Raw genomic sequence first — 23,604 nt, 5'->3', positions numbered from 1 at the left:
ATGGATTCTACCTTCCACTTTAAACCGTTCAGCCTTCTACCTTTATTAACTGCCCATGCCAAAGCCCTTCATTACCCCACGGTTAGAATTGCGGATAAAATCTACAATTTCATCACGGATTTCCGTAGGTTTAAATTCAGCTTCGATCATATCTAAAGCTTTGGTTACGTTATTATGTTTTACAAAAAGCACCCGGTAAATTTCCTGAATCTCATCAATCTGCTCGTTGGTAAAACCTCTTCTACGCAAACCCACAGAGTTGATGCCGGCATAGGAAAGGGGCTCGCGTGCAGCTTTAACATATGGTGGCACGTCTTTACGTACCAAGGAACCACCGGTTACAAAAGCATAAGAACCTACTTTAACAAATTGATGTATAGCAACCAAACCAGCCAAAACGACATTGTTACCAATCGTAATGTGGCCAGCCAGGGTGGTACTGTTTGAAAAGATGCAGTTATTTCCAACCTCACAATCATGTGCGATGTGCGAGTAGGCCTGAATTAGGCAATTGCTGCCGATAGTGGTTTTCCATTTATCTTTAGTACCACGGTTAACGGTAACACACTCTCGTATAGTGGTATTATCGCCAATTTCTGCGGTGGTGATTTCACCGGCAAATTTTAAATCCTGAGGCTCGCCTGAGATAACTGCCCCGGGAAAAATTCGGCAGTTTTTACCGATCCGGGCGCCATCCATAATGGTCACGTTCGATCCGATCCAGGTTCCCTCGCCAATGACAACGTCTTTATGTATCACTACAAAAGGTTCAATTACCACGTTTTCGGCAATTTTTGCCTGAGGGTGTATATATGCTAAAGGCTGTATCATTATTGAGCGGGTTCTGCTTGTTTAACTTTTGAAATTTGAGCCATCATTTCGGCTTCTACCACGATTTTTTCGCCAACCATCCCTACACCTTTCATCTGGGCAATACCCCTTCTGATGGGTTCTAGTAAATCGCAGCGGAAAACAATGGTATCGCCAGGAAGTACCTGTGCCCTAAAACGTACATTATCTATTTTTAGGAAATAGGTCAGGTAATTCTGCGGATCTGGTACGGTACAAAGAACAAGGATGCCACCAACCTGTGCCATGGCCTCTATCTGAAGTACCCCTGGAAATACCGGAGCACCGGGAAAGTGGCCTTTAAAAAACTCTTCGTTCATGGTTACGTTTTTCACGCCTACCACATGGTTTTTAGAAAGCTCTAATATTTTATCAACGAAGAGAAATGGCTGACGGTGAGGCAAAATTTCCATGATCTTCACTACATCGAACAATGGTTTTGCACTCGGATCGTATACCTTCTGCACTTTTTTGTTTTTCTCTTTTTTGATGGCAGCTTTAATTTTTTTGGCAAAGGCAACGTTTGCCGCATGGCCCGGACGGGCGGCCATGATATGGCCTTTTAAATGCATGCCCACCAAGGCCAAATCGCCGATCATATCCAAAAGTTTATGACGCGCCGGTTCATTCTGGTAACGCAGTTCCATGTTGTTCAAGATCCCTTGTGGGGCAACATCAATATCTTTGCGGTTAAATAATTTTGCCAGGTGACTTAATTCATCTCTGGTAACTTCTTTATCTACGATTACAATAGCATTATTTAAATCGCCACCTTTAATTAAATTGTGCGATAGCTGATATTCCAGTTCATGAAGAAAACAGAAAGTACGGCAGGAAGCAATTTCTTTCTTAAACTCTGCGATGGTGTTAATACCAGCGTGCTGGCTACCTAAAACAGGAGAATTATAATCAATCATGCAGGTAAAACGATAATCGTCTAACGGCATGGCTACAATTTCTACTTTTCTATCTTCTTCTGTATAGGTAATGTTGTGTGGAATGGTAAAATACTCGCGATCTGCATTTTGCTCCACTGTTCCTACTTCTTCCAATAAATCAATAAACTGAATAGAACTCCCGTCCATAATCGGTGTTTCCGGACCATCTAATTTAATCAGTATGTTATCAAGGTCCATACCCACCAGCGATGCCATTACATGTTCAACTGTACTTACACTCGCACCATTCTGGGTTAGTGTAGTACCTCTTGAGGTATCGGTAACATTATCTGCGTCAGCTTCGATAATCGGGTGGCCATCTAAATCAATACGCTGAAATTTAAAGCCGTGATTTTCGGGAGCCGGGCAAAATGTTAAAGTAACATTAGCACCTGTGTGTAAACCAACACCAGATGCTGATATTTCCTGTTTAATCGTTTTTTGTCTAACGTTCATTGTGTATTGTATTCTTTTCCAGTTCTGCGATGAGCTTTTTTAACTCCTCTTCGAGCTTATTTATTCTTTTTTCAACATCCGGAAGATGTTTGAAAATGACTGAGGCCCGCATCCAGTTACGTAATGGCTGCGCCGGACTTCCATGCCATTGTTTATTTTCTTCTGTGATATTAAAATTTATACCCGCCTGTGCACCAATCTGCGTTCCCTTTGCCAGGGTTAGGTGTCCGGCTATGCCAACCTGTCCGCCTACAACGCTGTTAGGGCCAATTTTTGTACTTCCGGATATGCCCGACTGTGCCGCTAAAACCGTGTTCTCGCCAATCTCTACATTGTGCGCAATCTGGATCAGATTATCAATTTTGGCTCCTTTTTTTACAATGGTTGATCCCATTGTTGCACGATCCACAGTAGTGTTTGCACCAATTTCTACGTCGTCTTCAATAATGACATTCCCAATCTGCGGGATTTTATTATACGTGCCGTCTTTTTGTGGGGCAAAGCCAAAGCCATCACTTCCGATAACGGTGTTGGCGTGGATGATAACTCTTTTGCCGATTACCGAATTATGATAAATTTTTACACCCGGGAAAAAAGTGCTGTTCTCGCCAATTTTTGAATTTGCGCCAATAAAGGTTTGCGCATTTATTTTGCAGCCATCGGCAATCTCTACATTTTCCGCAACATAGGCAAAAGCATCTATAAATACATTATGACCTATTTTTGCGGTTGGATGTACAAAAGCCAGTTTATCAATACCTGATTGTGCTTTTTGTGCATTTACAGCCTCATTGTATTTATCCAATAAAATCGTAAAAGCACTGTAGGGATTTTCAACACGGATTAGCGTGCTGGTATAAGGCTGGGTAGGTGAAAAGTCTTTTGATACGATAACTACTGACGCCTGAGTAGAATACAAAAAGTTCTCATACTTCGGGTTGGAAAGAAAAGACAAAGAGCCTTCCTTCCCATCTTCTATTTTAGAAAGTTCGGTAACGGCTACATCAGGGTTACCATCAATGGAACCGTTTAGAAACTGACTTATCTGCGTGGCAGTAAATTGCATCGTACAAAGGTATATGTTAAATTGATATGAACAAAAAAACCTGCATGAGTTAAATGGTGTATATTTTGCACAATAATAAGAGTTAAAACGGCAGCAAAAGTCAAATATTTTGTTAAAAAAACTTAAATCCCTCGTGGGTAACAGAGGATATATTTTTCTACAGTTTTTTGTAGCGACTCCAGATTGGACAAATCAGAAGCCTTTGCAATATCAACAATATCGTTATTTTTCATTAAAATTTTGATATTTCCAACCCCCGCATTATATGCGCGGTTTTGAATGGAATCAGTGAAAACAAAATACCGGGCTTCTTCAGGCTTAATTTCCAACAAATTAGTGGCCGCATCCTGCAAAAAGTTTACGCGATCGGTATTAGCCCTTTCATTCCCCATTTCTACTTTATAAAGATTTCTGGAAGTAAGCATTTTACATAAAGTAGACAAAATTTTATCATTATGGTGGGTCCAAACCTTAACGGCCGCATAAATATCCTGATCATCAAGGCTGGTAAAATGCTCCAGGTTTTCGTGCTGCGCAAAGAAATTAGCCTCGTTAATATCGTTTTTTAAGAAATAATTTAAGGAGGGCGAAGCAAATAAGTTCTCACCAGCTGCTGATAATTCTTTAGCACGTTCTAATAATTTTACCAGGATCATTTCGCCTGATATTACTGTTTTATGCAGGTACACCTGCCAGTACATCAGCCTGCGGGCAATTAGAAATTTCTCGATAGAATAAATGCCTTTTTCTTCAATCACCAGGTCATCATCATGTACGTTGAACATTTTAATGATGCGGTCGAAACTGATTACGCCTTCACTTACGCCTGTAAAAAAACTGTCGCGGTTTAAATAATCCATCCTATCCAGATCTAACTGGCCCGAAATCAACTGATGAAGAAATTTTTTAGGATAGGTACCGTTAAAAATCTCAATGGCATGGGTTAAACGTCCATCAAAATGTGTATTCAGATCCTGCATCAGTTTGGCTGAGATATCTTCATGCCTGATACCGGTTACCAATGAGTGCTCCAGTGCATGCGAAAAAGGCCCGTGACCAATATCGTGTAGTAAAATGGCCAAAATGGCGGCTTCTTCTTCGCCATCGGTTATGGTATGTCCTTTACTTTTTAAAAGATTGATGGCCAGATTCATCAAATGCATGGCACCCAAAGCGTGGTGAAAACGTGTGTGTAAGGCGCCTGGATAAACCAGATGTGTCATCCCAAGCTGTTTGATATACCGTAAACGCTGGAAATAAGGATGGGAGATCACATCATAAACCAATTCGGACGGAATACTGATGAAACCGTAAACCGGGTCATTTATTATTTTCTTCTTGTTCAATCGTTAAAAATAGTTAAATAGATAGATACGGTACAAAAATTGCTATTTTTATTTATAGTTTAAATTAGCCGCCGTAATTAAACGGCAATACTGATCTATTTTTACAAAAACATGCAAGAAACGAAAATATTATGGGCCGATGACGAAATCGACCTGTTAAAACCTCATATATTATTATTAAACGATAAAGGTTACCACGTAACCACTTTTACCAATGGGAATGATGCTTTGGAAGCATTTGGAAAATCTCATTTTGATCTGGTTTTTTTGGACGAGAACATGCCCGGAATGAGCGGCATCGAAACATTATCTGCCATTAAAAATCTAAACCCGGATGTTCCGGTGGTGCTGATTACGAAGAGTGAGGAAGAGAACCTGATGGAGGATGCGATAGGCAGCAAAATTGATGATTATCTGATTAAACCTGTAAATCCTAAGCAGGTTTTACTAACGATTAAAAAGCTGATCGACAACAAGCGTCTGGTGAGTGAAAAAACCTCGATGGCTTATCAACAGGATTTTCGCCGTTTGGGGATGACATTGGGCGATAAGCTTAGTTATGACGAGTGGATTGATGTTTATAAAAAAATCGTTTTTTGGGAGCTTGAATTAGAAAAACTGGACGATCCGCAGATGCATGAAATTTTAACCATGCAAAAACAGGAAGCCAATACCCAGTTTACCAAATTTATCGAGGAGCATTACCTCAACTGGATAAAGGATAGGGATAACGCTCCGTTGCTTTCTAACGAGTTGTTAAAGAAAAAAGCTTTTCCGCTTATTAACGATAGTACACCGGTATTTTTTATCCTGATTGATAATTTAAGATACGATCAATGGAAAATCATCAATCCATTAATATCAGAATACTTCAGGATAGATGAAGAAGATATGTACACGAGTATTTTGCCAACGGCGACACAATATGCCCGTAATGCAATTTTCTCCGGTATGATGCCTTTGGATATGGAAAAACGTTTCCCTCAGCTTTGGCAAAACGATGATGATGAAGGTGGAAAAAACATGCATGAGGAGGCTTTCCTGGCTGATAACATTAAGCGCAGTTTACGAAAGGACTGTAAATTCAGTTATCATAAAATCCTGACTTTTGAGCAGGGGAAAGACCTGGTTGAGCAAACAAATAATTTATTGCAGAACGATTTCAATGCCATTGTGTTCAACTTTGTTGATATGTTGAGCCATGCGCGTACGGATATGCAGATGATCCGGGAGTTGGCCAATGATGATGCAGCTTACCGCTCGTTAACCTTATCGTGGTTTGAGCACTCTCCGCTTTGGGATTTATTGAAGAAAATTTCGCAGAAAAAAGTTAAAGTAATCATCACTACCGACCATGGCACCATCCGTGTGAAAAAACCGGTTAAAGTAATCGGTGATAGAAGCACAAATACTAATTTAAGGTACAAACAGGGCAGAAACCTTAATTTTAACGCGAAAGAAGTATTTTTAATTAAAAATCCTCACGATGCTTTGTTGCCTAAGATCAACATCAGCAGCAGTTATATTTTTGCCAGAGAAGATAGTTATTTCGTTTATCCGAACAATTACAATCAGTTCGTAAACTATTATAATGAAACTTTCCAGCATGGAGGTATTTCATTGGAGGAAATGATTATTCCGGTGGTGACGTATTCGCCAAGGTAGGGTATAGATGGACTTCGTCATTTCGAGCGGAGTGCAACGAAGTCGGGAAATCTATCTTGTGGTAGATCTCTCCCCGCCTGTACGGGCAGGCCTGTCCGCACAGGCGGGCGCTACACTGCGTTGCGGTCGAGACGATTTATAGTAGGTAAAATAAATCCAATTATGTATTACTTTTGCCTTTCAAAATAGCTATTAAAATAAAATTGCTACTTATCTTTTAAACTGAAGCATTACTGTTACATCTCACATAATATGACCAGTTACATTGAGGCGAAAGTTGATAAAAGCCTAGTCGATAAAACAACCCATTTGGCATCAAAAGAAGATTTGGCGAATGCTAAAACTGATATGATTAAGTGGTTTTTTGGCTCGTTTATGGCATTGGCCTTAATGATTGTTGGCCTATATTTTAAGAGCTAATCTGTATTCATCATCATTGCTTATTCACCGAAGTTCGATTAAATGGAAAAAAAATCCCCAATCTATTTATATCTGATTGGGGATTTTTCTTTGTCACATTACCCACCATGTTGTACAGGCACTACAGATAGTAACTGTGACTTAGGACTCAATTGATTTAACTTTTCTACAGTTTTCCCTTTAGGAGCAACAATAATGGCGTAATCCCACCATATGTTAGTGGCCGTTTCCAGGTCATCGCTTCTGTAGTAACGGTTTTCACCCTTCAACTGATTACCTGAGGCATAAGTGGCTCCATAGGACCATGGATCATAAACTTCGAAATAAAATTGATTATCAACCTGTCTGTAGCCTTTTACAATAATAAAGTGGCCAGATGCTGCGGCGTTCACTTTGTAATATTTATCTACATGTTGGGCAGCAATCGCATTGTAACGCAAATAATAGTTATCAAGGCATAAAATTACAATGTAATTTTTGTCAATGTATTTCTTGATGGTTTGATAATTATCAGGTAATGCGGTATAAGAAGAACTTATGCCGTATTTATTCAGATAATTTACAATATCACTCGTATACCACCAGCCTCCAGTTGACCGATAGGTATTCCGGGCATCCTCTGGTGTTTTGGTAAAAGTAGAATCGCCCCATTTAACAGCCATTGTAGCTACAGTTGGTCCGCAATTGATTGCTGAAAATATCCCGGTTCCGGCTTGATCGTAATACCATTTGAATGTTTTTCCAATACTTTTAGATGAGGTTACTGATCTGCCCAGCCCATATTCTTCCCAAACAATATTTACGATAATACTCCAGGTACTGGTATTCCCATCAGCTGCCAAAATATTAAGCGTAACAGGATTAGAGAAATCTATAGTAGCCGTATTTGTGGCCGGTTTAATATTATTAAAAGTTGCCAATGCACCTGCCGAAACGCCAAAACTGCAACTTAAAGCACTCACGTTGGCAGTGGGGTTAACTGTTACCGTAATTTTGTGCATGGTTTCATCGATAATAGGATCAGCTAACTGGCCGAATATAGAGAATGACAATAACTTGTTTTCGCCACTTAATTTGGTATTTTCTTTTCTGCAAGAGAAAAAACACAGTAAAATAATTACTGGGAGGGAGAGGTGAATTTTTTTCATCAGGTAATAATCGGTATAATTATGATTTGAACAAAATCATTCATCATTACGAAAGCAAAATATTTTAGTATTACTTTTGCCTTTATTCTTTAAATATGGATATCGAAGTAAATAGTTTAGCCGATTTACCTGCTGTTGCACAGCAGCTTTCTGATTTTGCCGGTGATCAAAAAATATTCATTTTTGAAGGCGATATGGGTGCTGGAAAAACAACTTTCATCAAAAATTTCTGTACACATTTAGGTGTTGCTGATGTAGTTTCAAGCCCTACTTACTCTATTGTTAATGAATATGAAAGCGCTGGCGGACCGGTATTCCATTTCGACTTCTACAGAATAAAGGATATTCACGAAGCCTACGATTTGGGATATGAAGAATATTTTTATGGTGGTGGCATTTGTTTAATAGAATGGCCGGAGCGGGTAGAAGAATTATTGCCTGAAAATTTTGTTAAGGTCGAGATCAATGTGCTTGATGAGAACCGTAGGTTATTCCGGTTTTCGAAGGTATAACAATTCGTTATCAATAAATTAACAGATTTTGCGTACCTTGAACGACCTAAAACTATCATAATTTTAATTCAACATGGCTACAGGATTACGCGAAGGAATGGCCGATATAGCTCGTCAGGGTTTACTACAAACGCAGGAGGCAAAGCTAGAAACCAGGAATAAAAAAAACAGTCTGTATATAGGAATACCCAAAGAAATTTCTTTCCAGGAAAATAGAATTGCGCTAACTCCATTATCTGTTGCCCTGTTGGTAAACAACGGGCACCGGGTTGTTTTAGAAAGTGGAGCAGGTATTGCCGCTAATTTTTCTGATACCGAGTATGCAGAACAGGGTGCCAAAATTGCCTATGATAAAAAGGAAGTTTTTGATGCTGATATCCTGGTGAAAATTGCACCTCCCATGTTGGAAGAAATTGAAATGATGCATAAGGGACAAACACTCATTTCTTCTCTACAAACCGGAACGCTAAAGCAGGATTACCTGAAAGCATTGATGCAGAAAAAAATTAATGCGTTATGTTTTGAAAATCTTCGCGACGAAGGTAATATACTGAGTGTGGTACGTGCCATGAGCGAAATTGTAGGTTCGACTTCTATTTTAATTGCTGCAGAATATTTAAGCAATGTAACCGGAGGTAAAGGCTTAATGTTAGGTGGCTTTACTGGCGTTCCTCCCACAGAAATTGTGATTTTGGGTGCCGGAACGGTTGGTGAATATGCCGCCAGGACAGCTTTGGCCTTAGGAGCGGAAGTAAAAGTTTTTGACAGTTCTATTTACCGTTTACGTCGCCTGCAGAATAATCTGGGCAGCAGGGTATTTACTTCGGTAATGCAACCTATTGTTCTGAACAAGGCGATTATCACCTGCGATGTCGTAATAGGCGCTATCAGGGCTACCCACGGACGTAGTCCCTGTATCGTAATGGAAGAAACGGTAGCCCGGATGAAACCACATTCGGTAGTGATCGATGTAAGTATTGATCAGGGTGGTTGTTTTGAAACTTCGGAGGTAACCAACCACGCCAACCCGGTTTTCAGAAAATACGATGTAATTCACTATTGTGTGCCAAATATTGCCTCGCGTGTACCACGAACAGCATCTTATGCGCTGACCAATATCTTTGCCCCAATATTATTGGATATCGGCGAACTTGGAGGCTTAATGAATATGGTTTGGAATAACCCGGGTATCCGCGAAGCACTCTATATTTATCAGGGTAACTGTACCAATAAGGATCTGGCTGATATGTTTAATTTGCCGTTTAAGGACCTTGAATTATTGGTGGTTTCGAATCAATAAAAATGTAAGATGGACCATGTAAAATGGATAATGGGGAAAGCTATTGATGCCTGATTCCTCTTGATACTATGATGATAAAATTCAATCTGCTAGCTCTATTTTTGTTCGTGTCGATTGCTGTACATGGCCAAGAAAAACCCATTACAGCAAAAAAACTTGTTGTAGTGAGTTCTTATGCTCAATATCAGGCCTCGATAAAAAAGAATCCGAATAATGAATTGGTTGAAATTAAGAAAGCCATCCCTAATATCAGATTAGATATCCGCTACGCCACCAGCAATAACTTTATGCAGCAGGTAATGTATAAGCAGGCGAGGGCTTTCGCCCGGAAACCGGTGGTAGAATCATTACGAAATGTCCAGATGGAGTTAAATAAAAATGGTTATGGCTTAAAAATATTTGATGGCTACCGTCCGTATGCCATTACCGTTGAGTTTTATAAAAAAGCAAGTGATAAAAATTTTGTAGCCAATCCGGCAAAAGGGTCGAAACACAATAGGGGCTGTGCGATAGATTTGACCTTGATTAATTTAAAGACGGGCAAAGAACTACCGATGCCAACACCTTATGATAGTTTTTCGGCTGCTGCTGCGGCCAAGTATGAGAATGTAACTCCGGAAGCAAAGAAAAACCGTGATTTTCTTATCGCCATCATGGCTAAATACCGGATGAATGTGCTGGAAAATGAATGGTGGCATTATGATTTCTCCGATTGGAAAAATTACGATTTAATGGATATTCCATTTGAGAAGCTTTAAGCATTCATTGGTTGAGTAGTGATTGGTTTTTTGTAAGTCCTTCTACAAGTTGACAGACTCCATTAGTTGATCGTCATTCTCGCGCATGTGGGAGCCACGAATTGCTCAGCGAAGCTAATCTTAATGCAAACGTCTTAAGATTCCCAATCGAGTTGGGAATGACGATCTCTTGAGGGACATTATCTATGTAGTGTAAGATGTTACCGTCTTACACTAAATTCAACTCTCCAATTGCTAGGTGGTATACCTGATATCACAAACTACAAATGGTGTGGCCTGCCGAACTGGTCCATTTTTACCCGCGCTTTATCTCCTTTAACTGATAATTCGAAAATATAATCGTAATCGTCGTCCGTTAATTCCTCTTTAGGTTTTTTACCGCCAAATGCTTCAATAATTTCTAGTATGGTATTAGAATGGCCGGCAATAATCACATTTTTGCCAGCATAACTGGTTTTGATACTATCCAAAAGCGATTTGATGTCCTGATAATCAACTACTTTCGGAATCACCAGTGAATCTAGCGTTTGGTGTGTTCTTTTTGTCGGTGTAGCAAAAGCAACATCAAACTTTACCTTTTTAAGGTATGTGGCTAAATCTCCTGCCCGGATTTTCCCTTCATCAGAGAGGTTGGGATTGGTATCCTGGGGATTGGATTTATCTTTTTCGGCATGCCTAACAATCCAAACTGTAGTCGTTTGCGCAGAAACAATATTGGCAAGGAGCAGTGTTAAAGCCAGTAATACGAACAATTTTTTCATGTCATAAATATTGAAAAATTAATTGGATCAGGAAAGGCTAAAAATTTATAGCTGCCAGCAGCGTTTCAATATCTTCTTTCTCATGCCAACTGCTCAAAACAATTCTGTTTATCGGCTTAGATTCGGGTTTAGGGTAAGGAAAGGATGAAATCAGGATTTTTTCGCTGAGCAAGCGTTCAGCCAAACTTGAATCTAGTGTCAGGAATGCAGGAAATGCGGGTTCAAATGCCCATTTTTCACTTAAATCAGCGGTAAGTAGCTTTACATTCTCCTGCAATTTTGTCCATGCACGTTGGTATATTTTTTCGGCCTTGGTAAAGGCAAAAAGACCAGCTGCAGATGGGGGTGATGCCCCAATAAAAATATTGCTGCTTTTTAGTTTGGTAATAAGGGCATTTGAACCCAAAACCAATCCGGCATCTACGCCTAATGCCTTTGCCATTGAGGCCACAACAATCCGTTCGATATTGGATTTAGCCGGAAGCTTAATCCATGCACCCCTTCCATTATTATTGATACCTATACCATGCGAATCATCCACAATTAAAATAATCTTTTTTTCCGGATGTATATCAGTGAGGAAGTTAAAATCATAAATTTCAGGGAAAAGATTGTTCATGGAATTACTGATCAAAACCCAGTTTTTCTCTTCGGAAGCATTGATGAGCTTTATGGTTTCCTTTTTCCATTCATTAAATGTTTGATGGGTTGTAGGCTGATCGTTTAACCAAAGTGCAGGATGTGCGGCCGGAGCATAAATTACCGTGCCTAATGTAGACAAACTTTTAACCGTAAGCTGTGCAGCTAAATAACCACTCGAAGTAATCAAAGCTTTTTCTGCACCAAAACGTGCTGCGGCTATTTTTTCGGCGTCGTTGTAGATGCCTAACTGAATATTGTTGGTGCGGCTTGTTCCATTGTTTAAACCAAACTTTTTTATCCCTTCAATATATAGATCTATGAAATCCTGATTTTGCGGAATGCCCAGGTAAGCCGTCCCGCCAAAATATAAATACGAAGTATTTTCAATGTTGATGGTATTTGAAAAAGGTTGTTCTATCGATTTAAAGTCAGGAATCATATCAATTGTAATTTCTGCCAAGCTCATCATTTGCGGCACGGATAATGGATGGATTGCCGTTGTCATCATGGTAAAACTCCCAGAACATGATTCCATTTGCAATATCTTTAGCTAGTCTGGCTTTTTTCCTGGTGGTTATCGTTCCATTAAAATAAAACTGAACGCCATCAATTAGAGCATTATCTAAACTTACATCAGCACCAGCGGTTACAAAATCACGATAGGCCTTTGCAGAATTACCGGCATTTTTACCATAAGCCGGGATGCCTAAAACGGCTTTTTCCTTTGGCATACCCCGCGTATTTAACCAATAATTTAAACTGGCAACTGCCATGTTATACGATGCATGCTGAACAGGCTCATTTTTATCCCAACCAATTCCATCATAAACCATAATATTAAAGAAATCTACCACAGGAAAAACCTCAGATTTTAATCCGTCACGAATACTGCCGGCATATACGCCAGGGGTTATGGCTGCACTTAAAAATTTATGGTATTGATGTAGTGAATCTGAAAGTTCCTTCATTAGCAGTACATAATTATCTGCCGATCCATCACTGGTACTGGGATATTCCCAATCCATATCTATGCCGTCCAGATTATTTGTTTTGGCAAAAGTAAGCACATTTTTTACAAACATGTTTCTGGCGGTTGCCGATGCAGCCATGGTGACAAAAATACTTTTTGTACCCGATATGGAAATGCCTGTTTTCACGCCATTTGCTTTTGCTTTCTGGATTACGGTTGTAAATCGGCCTGGTTGTGCTAATGCCACTAAACTTCCATCCGTATTAGGGTTAAGGAAAGCATAAAACAGGTGTGTAATCATTTTAAATTTCGAATCCGCAATACCGGCGGGATCCCGGTAACTAGGAAAATAACTGACAATCTTAAAACTATTATCTGTCACATATGGCGTGATAGGCGTGGGAGGATCAGAAGGAAGTGTCAGGGAATCATTTTTCTTGCAGGAGAGCACCATAAGCAGTGCAGAAGTGCCAATTAACAGGTAAATTTTTTTCATAGGTGAGGTGTTTTTGTATATGCTTAAAAATGATCATGTATGTAGGTCATGATCCTCACCATTTCTGCACGTACCTCAGCAGTTGGTTTTATAAAGTTATTGTTCATAAAAGAAAAAATATATGTTTTGCCCTTTTTGGTGAGTACGTACCCACTTTGGTTATGGACACCGCCAAGCGAACCCGTTTTACCGAAAACAAAAGGTTTATCGGTTTTAGGGTAAGCATTTTTTAAAGTGCCACTTTTGCCTCCTGCAGGAAATAGCTCAAAAAGCTTTTCCGGATTGTTTACCAACCTGTAGATAGAATCAAGTAGATAGACATTATCGCGTGGTGTAAATGAATTCTGTCGGGAAAGCCCGGAGCCATCAACCCATTTTACTTTGTCAGGCAGAAAGGAAAGGTAGTTTTTCGTTATGTAATCAATGGCTTTTGCGGTACTCAATGTATCGCCAATCTGGTTCGCGCAAACCAATAACAAATGTTCGGCAATAAAATTATCGCTAGGCAGCATCATATGCTTTAGAACCGAATCACGTTTTGCACCAGGTAAGGTTTTAGCATCCTGTGGTATCTTTAAGTTTACGATGCCAACTGGTTTGTGCAAAGTGTCAGCCAGTATCTCCACAGTAACCTGCGCGCTGGTTTTATAGGGGTTTTGCTGATTATAACCGGGCTTTACTGCAACTGCGGGGTAGTGAAAGCGGTTAGTTAAAAAATCTCTTTTTACCTGAAAACCGCCAGTTCTCCGGGTAGAATCTAATTCGAAACAGGGAATAAAAACCTTTGGCTCAATATTGATTTTATTAGGGGAGGCATAGGTAGAGGTAACCATGTTATCCATAATAGGCATTTCGGTAATTTCTGGCTGGTAATAATAATCGTAATCATCCCAGGCCCAGCCCTCGCCAAAGAAATTGCCGGAATATCGTCCCGGGGAAAAAAACAGTTTTTTATTTGATGCCAGAAGAAAGTTGTAGGCGGATTTGTCTTTTACTGCAAACTGTAAAAAAGCAGGGTCTCCGGTTCCCCAAAAAACCAACGAGTCATTCCGCTCAGTATATTTTAAAGCAGGCATCAAATCAGGCAACATTTTTAGGCTCGCAAAAAAAGTGTACAGTTTAGTATTAGAAGCAGGGGTGAAATACCGGTCTGCATCCTTCTGAAAAATCATTTTTTTATCTGTTGGATTATAAAGCGCAAAGCCAACCTGATATTGTTTGATGACCGGTGAATTTTTGAATTCCCAATCTACTTTTTTTGAAATGATTTTATCGGTTGAGCAGCCTGTTGACAAGCAAAGTGATAGAACAAAGGCTATAAAAATAAAATTAAAATTTTTTAAAGGAAACATGTGCTAAATTTAGGAGACATAAAGATTAACTAATTTATTAAATTTAGTTGAATGTTAGCCAAATATAACCTCCGTGTAATAATCTGTTTACTCAAACTGACCATTTGCCTGGTGCTTGTCTTTCTTGCTTTTTCTGGTTTTGGCCAGGAATTCCTATTGAAAAGAAACCAGCAAAAACAGTCTATTGCTTTTAAGTGTATTAAAAACCTCATGATAATTCCGGTGTATGTGAATGGAAAAGGACCGTATGATTTTGTACTTGATACCGGTGTTGGCCCCATGATTATTACAGATCCCTCTGTTATCGATTCGTTGAATTTTGGTAAGCTCCGTAAAATTAAGGTTTCCGGCCTTGGCCTGGAAAGTGTGGATGCTTATGTTTCTCAAAGTCTTGATGTTAAAGTAGGCAGTGCCAGCATTAAATATATACCAGCCGCGATTTTAAAAGAAGACTTATTTAACCTTTCAGGACATTTAGGGCTGAAAATTTATGGCTTGTTAGGCTTCAGCTTTTTTAATAGTTTTATTGTCGATATCAGGTATAGTGAAAACAGGCTGATTGTTTACGATCGCGGCGCCAAAATTAAGTACCGCGGGAAAAAAATCCCTATCGAAATAGAGAATCAGAAACCTTATGTTTTAACTACAATTGACGTTCCTGACGGAAAAACAGTTGAAGCGAGGTTTTTAATGGATACCGGCGCCAGCCATGCGCTATCACTCGAAATGCTCAATGGCACAGCATTCCCTTTACCGGATAAAAAAATCAAAGCGAATTTAGGGATGAGCTTAAGCGGCCAGATTAAGGGATATGTTGGCCGTGTAAACAGGTTTAATATCGGGGGCCATGTTTTTCAAAATGTTGTTGCCGGCTTCCCTGATTTTAAGCGCATCGCAGCTAAAATCGATTTGTCCAAAAGGAATGGAAATATAGGAGCCGATCTTCTTCGGAAATTTAACATTCAGTTTAACTATCAGGATGGTTTTATTTATGTTAAATCCAATCGATTCAGGAAAATCCCTTTTGAACACGATATGGCGGGGATGGTGTTGTATCTAGATCAGAAAGCATATAAAAGAGTAATGATCGGAGAAATAGATGAAAACAGTCCGGCAGAAAAGGCAGGTTTATATTCCGATGACGAAATTATCGGGGTAAACTTTAAAAGTATCGATGGCTATTATTTAAACGATCTTAATGAAATGTTTAAGTCGAAAGCAGGCAGCAATATCATTCTCGAAATTTTTAGGAATAATCAGGTCTATTTTAAAGTGGTTCGACTCGAAAAAAGAATCTGATCAGCGTAATTTTCGTGTTACAAATGATTTGTGGTGTAACAACGCTTTAACTTTAACCTCTTATCGCCAAGCAAACTAACTTTATACACGCATGAATAAAATTTTTAAGGTACTTGCCCTAGCAGGTGTCGTAACAATTGGGGTAGCCGGAACAGGTTCGGTATATGCCCAGAAAAAATCTAAAACAACAAAGGGAAGCACTCCAACAACACCAACGGCAGCTCCGGCGGCGGCACAAAAAAAAGAAGGGATTAAACCGTTTGCCGAGGTAATTACTGCAAAGGCGAGAACAACAAACGGTTTATTTAAAACACATAAGGTTGACGATAAATGGTATTTTGAGATACCAGATTCGATGATTAACCGCGAGATGCTGGTTGTTACCCGTTTGGCAAAAGCACCTGCCGGTGTAAAAGTGGGCAACCAGCAATATGGTGGAGAAGAATTAAATGAGCAGGTATGGAAATGGGAGCGTAGAGGTAAACAGGTTTACATCCGCGTACCTAGTTATTCAACTAAAGCCGATCAGAACAGCGATATGTACGAATCGGTACAAAACTCTAATCTTGCGCAGATTCTAGCCAGTTTTGAAATTAAAGCCTATAATAAAGATACGACAGGCGTTGTAATTGATGTTACCGACTTTTATAACGGTGATATTATGGCCATTGGTGCTACCGATCAGATCCGTAAAGCATATAAAGTAATGGCATACGATGGTTCAAGATCTTACATTGATACGATAAAAACCTTCCCGATCAACGTGGAGGTAAAAACAGCTAAAACCTATCGAGCAGCAGAATCTCCAACGGATAACAGTAATGGTGCCGTTACTTTCGAATTTAATACATCGATGTTATTACTGCCAAAAACTCCTGTAAAAGCCAGGATAATGGACAGCAGGGTCGGTTATTTTGGTCAATCTCAAATCGACTACGGAAGCAATGCGCAAAAAGCGGAACGTACAGCCTACATTCACCGCTGGAATTTAGTTCCCAAAGACACAAATGCCTATAAACGGGGCGAATTAGTAGAGCCGGTAAAGCCTATTATCATCTATATCGATCCTGCAACGCCAAAAAAATGGGTGCCGTATTTAATTCAGGGAATTAACGATTGGCAGGTAGCTTTTGAAGCTGCAGGTTTCAAAAATGCCATTATGGGTAAAGAAGCACCAACACCTCAACAAGATCCTCAGTTTAGTGTAGAAGACTCCAGGTATTCGGTGGTGCGATATTTTGCATCAGATATTGCAAATGCTTACGGCCCGCACGTTAGTGATCCCCGCACCGGGCAAATTCTGGAAACGCATATTGGTTGGTACCATAACGTGATGAACCTGTTGCGTAACTGGTATTTCGTACAAACAGCAGCCATTAATCCTGATGTGCGTAAAGCGCAATTTACCGATGCACAGATGGGTGAACTGATCCGTTTTGTTTCTTCACATGAGATTGGCCATACGCTAGGCTTGCCACATAACTTTGGCTCAAGCTATGCATACCCGGTTGATTCCTTACGTTCAAAAACGTTTACAGATAAGCACGGTACAGCACCATCCATTATGGATTATGCGCGTTTCAATTATATCGCACAACCTGGCGATGGTGTAACGAAACTTCACCCTCAGATAGGAGAATACGATAAATGGGCCGTAAAATGGGGCTATTCATGGATCCCTGGAGGCAAAACCGCAGAACAGGAAAAAGAAATTTTAGACCAGTGGACCCTAAAAAATGCGGGTAATCCTTTGTATTTCTACGGCCGCCAGGGAACGTCATTAGACCCTCGTTTGCAGAGCGAAGATTTGGGCGACAATGCGATGAAAGCCAGTACATATGGTATTGCTAATTTGAAACGTATCCTTCCAAACGTCGAAAAATGGACCTATCAAAAAGGAAAAGATTATAGCGATTTAAAAGAGATCTATACTGAAATTGTTGGACAGTTTAACCGTTACATGGGGCATGTGGCTACAAATGTTGGTGGACTAAGTGAAAATTTTAAAACTTACGACCAAAAAGGCCCGGTTTACGCCTATTTACCAAAAGCAAAACAAAAAGAAGCTGTTGCTTTTTTCAATCAGCAATTATTTACTACACCACTTTGGTTAATCAGTAACGACCAATTAAGCAAATTTGATAACGGTGTGTTGCTGAACCGCATTAAAGGTGTTCAAACAAATACTTTAGGAAATTTGCTATCAGCATCCCGTATTGCACGCTTGTTAGATAATGAGACCAAAAACGGTACAGCAAAAGCATATACTTTGCCTGAGTTATTCACCGACTTACGTTCTTCAGTTTTTGTTGCCGGGAGAGCAGATGCCTTTAAGCGTAATTTACAACGTGCCTATGTAGATCGTTTACAGGATTTAATGACTAAAGAGAATGAACTTCCGGTTGGTTTCCCTGCAGAGTATGCTGCTAGTTATGGCTTAACCCCAATTAATGTTGGTTTATCTGATATCAGGCCATTGGTTAGAAAAGAATTGAAAACCTTATTGGCTACCACCAGAGCCAGGGCGGCCGCTGGCGATGCCATTACAAAAGCACATTACGAAGATTTAAATATCAGAATTAAAGATATTTTGGACCCGAAAAAGTAAATAGAGATTAAATTATAAAAGAATAAAAATGAAAGAATAATCAAGAGCGATTGTGCATTCACTCATTCGAAATTCAAAAAGGCGGAGCAAATCATTAAATTGATTGCTCCACTTTTTATTTACACCAAACTTCACGATTCGTCCTCTCGACTGAAACGCGGTGGAATAGCTGCCCGTACAGGCGGGGAGAGGTCTGTCTTGGTAGATTTAGCTTCGCTAAGCCTTCGGGTTCTCGACTCCGTTTCACGCTGATCGCAATAACGGCGCTATTAAATAGCGCTTTGTATAATTCTTGATGCTTTAACTTAAACCACCTAACAGTTTTTAATTTTATGCCAAAACCAGGTTATGTTTAAAAAACTATTCTTTGCACTTGCACTCTTTGCCGCAGGTTTCTCAGCCTTTGGCCAAAATGCCGATTCCATTACCCTAGTAAAAGCTAAATGGCGTAAAAATAAAATTGCCCGGCAGGTGGTTTTATTCCGTCACCACTTTGATCGGGAAAATCTTTTTGCGGCAAATCAAAATATTTCTTTTTTGGAAATAAAAAATACGGGTCGTAGGGCCGTTTTTGCTATCGGAGCTGAAGAAAAAGAACTACTTACCACCAGTAATTTTGGATTACGGGATACCGCTATTGCTGCGATAAACGGTAATTTTTTCGATGTAAAAAACGGAGGTGCTGTAGATTTCGTGCGTGTGGAAGGAAAAACGATCAATACCAATCGTTTGGATAAAAATGGAAATAGAGCGAGACATCAGGAGGCGGCGATAGTGATTGATAACGGAAAAATTTTGATCAAAAAGTGGGATGGAACAACGGACTGGGAAAGCAAACTGAGCGAGCAAAATGTTTTGCTAAACGGGCCTTTATTGACTTTGAACAATATTGATGAGACTTTAGATACCGCCGGGTTTAATCGCTTGCGGCATCCACGTACCTGCGTAGGCATCAAACCAAACGGTAGGGTAATCTTATTGACAGTTGATGGAAGAAATGAAAATTCGGCAGGCATGAGTTTGTTCGAGTTAACCAAATTAATGCGTTGGCTGGGCTGTAAAAGCGCCCTGAATTTTGATGGAGGCGGTTCTACCTCTCTATGGGTAAATGGAATGCCCGATGGTGGCGTGATCAACTATCCAAGTGATAATAAAAAATGGGATCATGGAGGACAGCGTAAGGTTGCCAATGTTATCTTAGTGAAAAAACATGTCAATAAATAAAGATGCGCCCCCTAACAATCATGTTTGCCTCTGGGTAAAAAAACTTATTTTAGCCAATATTTTTGTTGAAATGATTAAAAATACAATATACCTTATTTTTATTGTACTGATACTTTCTGCCTGTAATTACGGTGCTAAAACCAGCAACCCAACATTAAGGGATTTTACTTTCGAGCCGGTAAAGGGTATCCGTTATGTGGAAGTAAAGCGGCGGTTTAAAGATGGATATTCTTTTAATCGGGAAGGTTTTATGCAAAAGCCATCGTGGATTATTGAGGTGGTAAGGGAAGACACCATGGCCGCCTGGAGCCCTCAGAAAAACAGAATGCAGAATTTTTACCTGCAATACGATCACGCCAATGTATATAATTTCGCAGCCGAATTTTTTAAGGTAAAACACATCAGTAAAGACAGTTTGGTTTTTCAAAGAATCCAGGTTGACGGAAGGGTGATCGCCTCGGATATCCGTTCGGATGTAAACATGACTTTTTATGCTCAGGATTATATCAAAAATAAATTAAAAGCGAAAGCCGAAGAACTCCAAAAACCAACCAAAGCCGACACTGCTTTTATAGAGAAACGTTCGGCAGAAGTTAATGCCAGCAGCGATAGTGCTTTTGCCGCTACAAGCCCGGTACAGTTTATCCCTAAAAGCAAAATTGCGAGGGTTGAAAAAATCAGTACGGTAGACCGGACAAATAACAGAACAGAGGCTTACGATTACATGTTTCCACAATATATTATCCGGATAGATCGTGCCTATAAGGATTTTGCTTACCAGGTTTCGGCTATTGTCGATTTTCAGGGAGGCATACATGTAAAAACGGTTTATAATGTGCTTCCCGAAAATGCTGAGACCAAAAAAAAGGTAGCCCAGGGGATAGCCGATATTTATGTTAGAAACCTTTTTGATGTGGCGCCGGGAACAACGTTAGAGATTCCGCACAACAGCGAAATTACCTTGACAATGATTGGAAAAGCAAAATAAAAAGCCTTAGTAATCTGTTATTTACAAAATCTTAACGTTAAAAAATGTTAAAATTTTATTTTGATTTTAAAAATTAAAACTTACCTTGCATGCTTAATTTTAATATTTAATACAATGCAAGAAGGCACAGTAAAATTCTTCAATGTAACTAAAGGTTTTGGCTTTATTATCCCTGCGAATGGCGATAGCGAAATTTTTGTTCATTCAACAGGTCTTATCGACGAAATCCGTGAAAACGACAAAGTTCAATACGAAGTTGCTAACGGTAAAAAAGGCTTAAATGCCGTTAATGTGAAAGTAATTTAATTTATTTATCATATTTACACAGGAGGCTGCTTTCTTGCGATGGCGGCCTTTTTTATTTCATTTCTACCTGGATTCATAACGCCACTTATGAGCTACTACTTTATTATTCCTGGTTTGGGTAATTCAGGCCCTGATCATTGGCAAACGCATTTCGAGAAATCCGGAGACAACTTTATGCGTGTCAATCAATTTGAATGGGATAAACCGGCCAGTAAAGACTGGATTGAAACCATTGATGGGACCCTTGCTGGCTATGATCTGGCCGATGTAATTTTAATTGGTCATAGTTTAGGCTGTACCGCAATTGCAAACTGGGCAAAAGAGTACCAAAAGAAAATAAAAGGTGCATTACTGGTTGCGCCCAGCGATTTGGAAGCGCCACGTTACACCTTCGATACCGTTGGTTTTGACCATGTCCCTTTAGATAAACTCCATTTCAAAAGTATTGTTGTGGCCAGCTCAAACGATGAGTGGGTCCCCTTAGAAAGGGCCAGGTTTTTTGCCGAAAATTGGGGAAGTGAATTCATCAATATTGGTAATGCCGGACATATTAATTCCGCCTCAGGGTTTGGAGAGTGGCCAATGGGGTTGGAGATTTTAAAAACCTTTGGTTAACATTTTTTCTGTTGAGTTCCCGCAAATTTCGTGAAAGGCGTAGATGGATATAAATCTGCGTAAATCATTTTGATCTGCGGGAACTGTTTAGCCGATCTTACTTCTAAGCGATTTTTTCCTTAAAAACTGATCAAGAAATACCAGTCCGATCACCAGATCGAAAAATAAAAAGCTATATAGAACAGTTGGCGTGATATATTGATTGAAATTAAAGTTCGTATTGATATTAAATCCCAATTTAGGCATACTTTGGTTTGAGCTGTAAAGCACATAGCCTAATAAGAACAACAATGAGATAATGAAAAAGCTGCTAATTCCGTAAATAATCTTTTTGTCGACCTTGGTTTTCATCGCTACAGGGGCAGGCGCTAAGGCCACACTTTCCATCACATTTCTGGTAAAAGACAGGGAAGGTTCATCAAGATCGAGCGCATTAAAAACCGAATTCAGTTTTAGCAGTTCCTCATACTGGGTTTTAATTTCGTCAGTGGATTCAATTTTTTCTTCAATCGCCTTTTTCGAAAATTCATCGAGATTTCCATCAATATAATCCCAAAGTTGCTGTTCTATCGTATTCATAGTAACTCCTTTACTTCATCTTTTAACAAAAATTGTAATTTTTCTTTAAGTCTTTGCCTGGCCCTATGCAATTTTACTTTGATGGTGTTGGGCTCCATATGCAATGTTTGGCCAATTTCTTCCAAACTCTGCTCGCCCTTATAAAATAGGGTAATAATGGCGGCATCATCGGGTAAGAGCTGGGCAATGGCTATGTTTAAAAAAGTATGGCTGTCTTGCTTCTCGTATCCATTCGCATTGAAATCGGAGGTCTGATTTTCGAGTTGCAAAACAGCACTTTCATCATCTATAGAAGTAGTATCTAACCGGTTTTTCCTTAAAAAAGTCATGGCCGTGGTATAGGTAATGGTATACAGCCAGGTGCTAAACTTGGCCGTTTGTTTAAAAGTGCCCAAGGCTTTATATGCTTTTACAAAGCAATCCTGGGCAACTTCCTCTGCGTCTTCCCTGTTTTTCAAAAACCTTAAAGCAAGCGTAAACACAAACCGCTGATGGCGTTTCACCAATAAAGTATACTGATCGGTTTCTCCGTTCAATACCTTTTGGATCAGCGCTAAATCTGTAGTGTTTTGCTCCATGTTTAGTAGTAAGACTACACAAAGGATAACGAGGTTACACGTGAAACATGATTAAAGAGATTATTATAGGTAGTTAGGTGAATAACGCAATAATTCAAGTTTTTTGGAAATGAAAGGACTGCGTTTCATGGCGGACTACAGTCCCGCTGTTCGCTTTAGCCCTCATGCTTCGGGGCTGCCGCTGCCATCGGGTTTATGAACAACGTTTGTGCGGTTTGCAAACCATTAAAATGAAATACTGTCTTCGCCAATTAGCCCTGAGTGCAGCGGTACCCTGCAGGGCTGAGGAACGATGCCCGAAGCGTACAAGCGTAACACAGGAACTCTGTTATTTTCTTACAGAAGCATTGCGCTCCAAAAAATAAACCAAATCGCCGGTTTTGCCTGGAAACTAAAGGATAGTTTTTCTTAGGGCTTGCAGTCCCGCTGTTTGCTGTAGCCCTCATTCTTCGGGGCTGCAGCTGCCATCAGGTTTACGCACAGCGTTTGCGCCTCTAAAACCTCAAAATGAAATACTGTCTTCGCCAGTTAGACCTGGGTGCAGCGGTACCCTGCAGGGCTGAGGAACGATGCCCGAAGCGTACAAGCGTAACACAGGAAGTCCGTTATTTTCTTGCAGAAGCATTGCGCTCCAAAAAATAAACCAAATCGCCGGTTTTGCCTGGAAACTAAAGGATAGTTTTTCTTAGGGCTTGCAGTCCCGCTATTTGCTGTAGCCCTCATTCTTC

Annotated in this window: 23 protein-coding genes; 12 read left to right on the top strand and 11 right to left on the bottom strand. The window is 39.8% G+C overall.

Annotated features, from left to right (window positions below):
* Positions 1-45: 45 nt before the first annotated feature.
* From lpxA to QZ738_RS06525, 4 genes are all read right to left on the bottom strand, one after another.
* A complete protein-coding gene (lpxA, locus tag QZ738_RS06540; RefSeq protein ID WP_090983430.1) occupies positions 46-831 on the bottom strand; it encodes an acyl-ACP--UDP-N-acetylglucosamine O-acyltransferase in 786 nt (261 codons plus the stop codon).
* Positions 831-2,243 carry a bifunctional UDP-3-O-[3-hydroxymyristoyl] N-acetylglucosamine deacetylase/3-hydroxyacyl-ACP dehydratase gene (locus tag QZ738_RS06535; RefSeq protein ID WP_293785847.1) on the bottom strand — a complete coding sequence of 471 codons (1,413 nt, stop codon included), beginning with the start codon at positions 2,241-2,243 and terminating at the stop codon, positions 831-833. Before QZ738_RS06535 ends, lpxA begins: the two co-directional genes overlap by 1 nt.
* Positions 2,233-3,309: a UDP-3-O-(3-hydroxymyristoyl)glucosamine N-acyltransferase gene (gene lpxD / locus QZ738_RS06530; RefSeq protein ID WP_293785845.1), complete on the bottom strand. Its 1,077-nt coding sequence runs from the start codon at positions 3,307-3,309 to the stop codon at positions 2,233-2,235. Before lpxD ends, QZ738_RS06535 begins: the two co-directional genes overlap by 11 nt.
* A 122-nt stretch (positions 3,310-3,431) precedes the next feature.
* Positions 3,432-4,655, bottom strand: a complete 1,224-nt coding sequence (locus QZ738_RS06525) for an HD domain-containing protein (protein ID WP_293785843.1) — start codon at positions 4,653-4,655, stop codon at positions 3,432-3,434.
* Positions 4,656-4,766: 111 nt separating this feature from the next.
* On the opposite strand from QZ738_RS06525, the gene QZ738_RS06520 reads away from it, so the two are divergent.
* Together QZ738_RS06520 and QZ738_RS06515 are read left to right on the top strand one after the other, a co-directional pair.
* Positions 4,767-6,320, top strand: a complete 1,554-nt coding sequence (locus QZ738_RS06520) for a PglZ domain-containing protein (protein WP_293785841.1) — start codon at positions 4,767-4,769, stop codon at positions 6,318-6,320.
* 252 nt (positions 6,321-6,572) lie between these two features.
* On the top strand, positions 6,573-6,740 hold the full coding sequence (locus tag QZ738_RS06515) for a hypothetical protein (protein ID WP_293785839.1): 168 nt from the start codon (positions 6,573-6,575) through the stop codon (positions 6,738-6,740).
* Positions 6,741-6,838: 98 nt separating this feature from the next.
* Here QZ738_RS06515 and QZ738_RS06510 read toward each other — a convergent pair whose 3' ends face one another.
* A complete protein-coding gene (locus QZ738_RS06510; protein ID WP_293785837.1) occupies positions 6,839-7,888 on the bottom strand; it encodes a C39 family peptidase in 1,050 nt (349 codons plus the stop codon).
* Between the two features lie 95 nt (positions 7,889-7,983).
* On the opposite strand from QZ738_RS06510, the gene tsaE reads away from it, so the two are divergent.
* From tsaE to QZ738_RS06495, 3 genes are all read left to right on the top strand, one after another.
* Positions 7,984-8,400 (top strand): tRNA (adenosine(37)-N6)-threonylcarbamoyltransferase complex ATPase subunit type 1 TsaE, encoded by a 417-nt coding sequence (gene tsaE, locus QZ738_RS06505; RefSeq protein WP_293785835.1) that lies wholly within the window; start codon positions 7,984-7,986, stop codon positions 8,398-8,400.
* 73 nt (positions 8,401-8,473) lie between these two features.
* Complete coding sequence (locus tag QZ738_RS06500) at positions 8,474-9,700, top strand: alanine dehydrogenase (RefSeq protein WP_293785833.1); 1,227 nt, start codon at positions 8,474-8,476, stop codon at positions 9,698-9,700.
* A gap of 68 nt (positions 9,701-9,768) precedes the next feature.
* Positions 9,769-10,458, top strand: a complete 690-nt coding sequence (locus tag QZ738_RS06495; protein ID WP_293785831.1) for a M15 family metallopeptidase — start codon at positions 9,769-9,771, stop codon at positions 10,456-10,458.
* A gap of 260 nt (positions 10,459-10,718) precedes the next feature.
* On the opposite strand, the gene QZ738_RS06490 is transcribed toward QZ738_RS06495, so the two are convergent.
* Genes QZ738_RS06490 through QZ738_RS06475 form a run of 4 tightly spaced genes read right to left on the bottom strand, consistent with a single transcriptional unit; the run spans position 10,719 to position 14,679 of the window.
* Positions 10,719-11,219: a phosphoglycerate mutase family protein gene (locus tag QZ738_RS06490; protein WP_293785829.1), complete on the bottom strand. Its 501-nt coding sequence runs from the start codon at positions 11,217-11,219 to the stop codon at positions 10,719-10,721.
* Positions 11,220-11,256: 37 nt separating this feature from the next.
* Entirely contained in the window at positions 11,257-12,369 is a 1,113-nt protein-coding gene (locus QZ738_RS06485) for an aminotransferase class I/II-fold pyridoxal phosphate-dependent enzyme (RefSeq protein WP_293785827.1), read from the bottom strand.
* A complete protein-coding gene (locus tag QZ738_RS06480; protein ID WP_293785825.1) occupies positions 12,302-13,327 on the bottom strand; it encodes a glycosyl hydrolase family 18 protein in 1,026 nt (341 codons plus the stop codon). Before QZ738_RS06480 ends, QZ738_RS06485 begins: the two co-directional genes overlap by 68 nt.
* A 23-nt stretch (positions 13,328-13,350) precedes the next feature.
* Positions 13,351-14,679: a D-alanyl-D-alanine carboxypeptidase/D-alanyl-D-alanine-endopeptidase gene (locus QZ738_RS06475; protein ID WP_293785823.1), complete on the bottom strand. Its 1,329-nt coding sequence runs from the start codon at positions 14,677-14,679 to the stop codon at positions 13,351-13,353.
* Positions 14,680-14,730: 51 nt separating this feature from the next.
* Between QZ738_RS06475 and QZ738_RS06470 the strand changes: the two genes are divergently transcribed.
* The 6 genes from QZ738_RS06470 to QZ738_RS06445 all read left to right on the top strand — a co-directional run bounded on the left by QZ738_RS06470 (position 14,731) and on the right by QZ738_RS06445 (position 21,719).
* Complete coding sequence (locus tag QZ738_RS06470) at positions 14,731-15,978, top strand: aspartyl protease family protein (protein WP_293785821.1); 1,248 nt, start codon at positions 14,731-14,733, stop codon at positions 15,976-15,978.
* Positions 15,979-16,069: 91 nt separating this feature from the next.
* Positions 16,070-18,586, top strand: coding sequence for a zinc-dependent metalloprotease (locus tag QZ738_RS06465; RefSeq protein WP_293785819.1), 2,517 nt, complete (start codon positions 16,070-16,072; stop codon positions 18,584-18,586).
* Positions 18,587-18,934: 348 nt separating this feature from the next.
* Positions 18,935-19,810 (top strand): phosphodiester glycosidase family protein, encoded by an 876-nt coding sequence (locus QZ738_RS06460; RefSeq protein ID WP_293785817.1) that lies wholly within the window; start codon positions 18,935-18,937, stop codon positions 19,808-19,810.
* Positions 19,797-20,798 (top strand): hypothetical protein, encoded by a 1,002-nt coding sequence (locus QZ738_RS06455; RefSeq protein ID WP_293785815.1) that lies wholly within the window; start codon positions 19,797-19,799, stop codon positions 20,796-20,798. The genes QZ738_RS06460 and QZ738_RS06455 overlap by 14 nt, the downstream gene beginning before the upstream one ends.
* Positions 20,799-20,912: 114 nt before the next feature.
* Positions 20,913-21,104, top strand: coding sequence for a cold-shock protein (locus QZ738_RS06450; protein WP_010599196.1), 192 nt, complete (start codon positions 20,913-20,915; stop codon positions 21,102-21,104).
* 87 nt (positions 21,105-21,191) lie between these two features.
* A complete protein-coding gene (locus QZ738_RS06445; RefSeq protein WP_293785813.1) occupies positions 21,192-21,719 on the top strand; it encodes an alpha/beta hydrolase in 528 nt (175 codons plus the stop codon).
* An 87-nt stretch (positions 21,720-21,806) separates the two neighbouring features.
* Here the strand turns inward: QZ738_RS06445 and QZ738_RS06440 are convergent, their stop codons facing one another.
* Positions 21,807-22,298 (bottom strand): hypothetical protein, encoded by a 492-nt coding sequence (locus QZ738_RS06440; protein WP_293785811.1) that lies wholly within the window; start codon positions 22,296-22,298, stop codon positions 21,807-21,809.
* Positions 22,295-22,876, bottom strand: coding sequence for a sigma-70 family RNA polymerase sigma factor (locus QZ738_RS06435; protein WP_293785809.1), 582 nt, complete (start codon positions 22,874-22,876; stop codon positions 22,295-22,297). Before QZ738_RS06435 ends, QZ738_RS06440 begins: the two co-directional genes overlap by 4 nt.
* Before the next feature lie 507 nt (positions 22,877-23,383).
* Here QZ738_RS06435 and QZ738_RS06430 point away from each other — a divergent pair.
* Positions 23,384-23,518, top strand: coding sequence for a hypothetical protein (locus QZ738_RS06430; RefSeq protein WP_293785807.1), 135 nt, complete (start codon positions 23,384-23,386; stop codon positions 23,516-23,518).
* The last annotated feature ends 86 nt before the right edge of the window (positions 23,519-23,604 follow it).

The sequence above is a fragment of the uncultured Pedobacter sp. genome (assembly GCF_913776295.1).
Lineage (GTDB): Bacteria > Bacteroidota > Bacteroidia > Sphingobacteriales > Sphingobacteriaceae > Pedobacter.
Note: the sequence above shows the minus strand (reverse complement) of the source record. Positions and strands in the feature narration are given on the sequence as shown.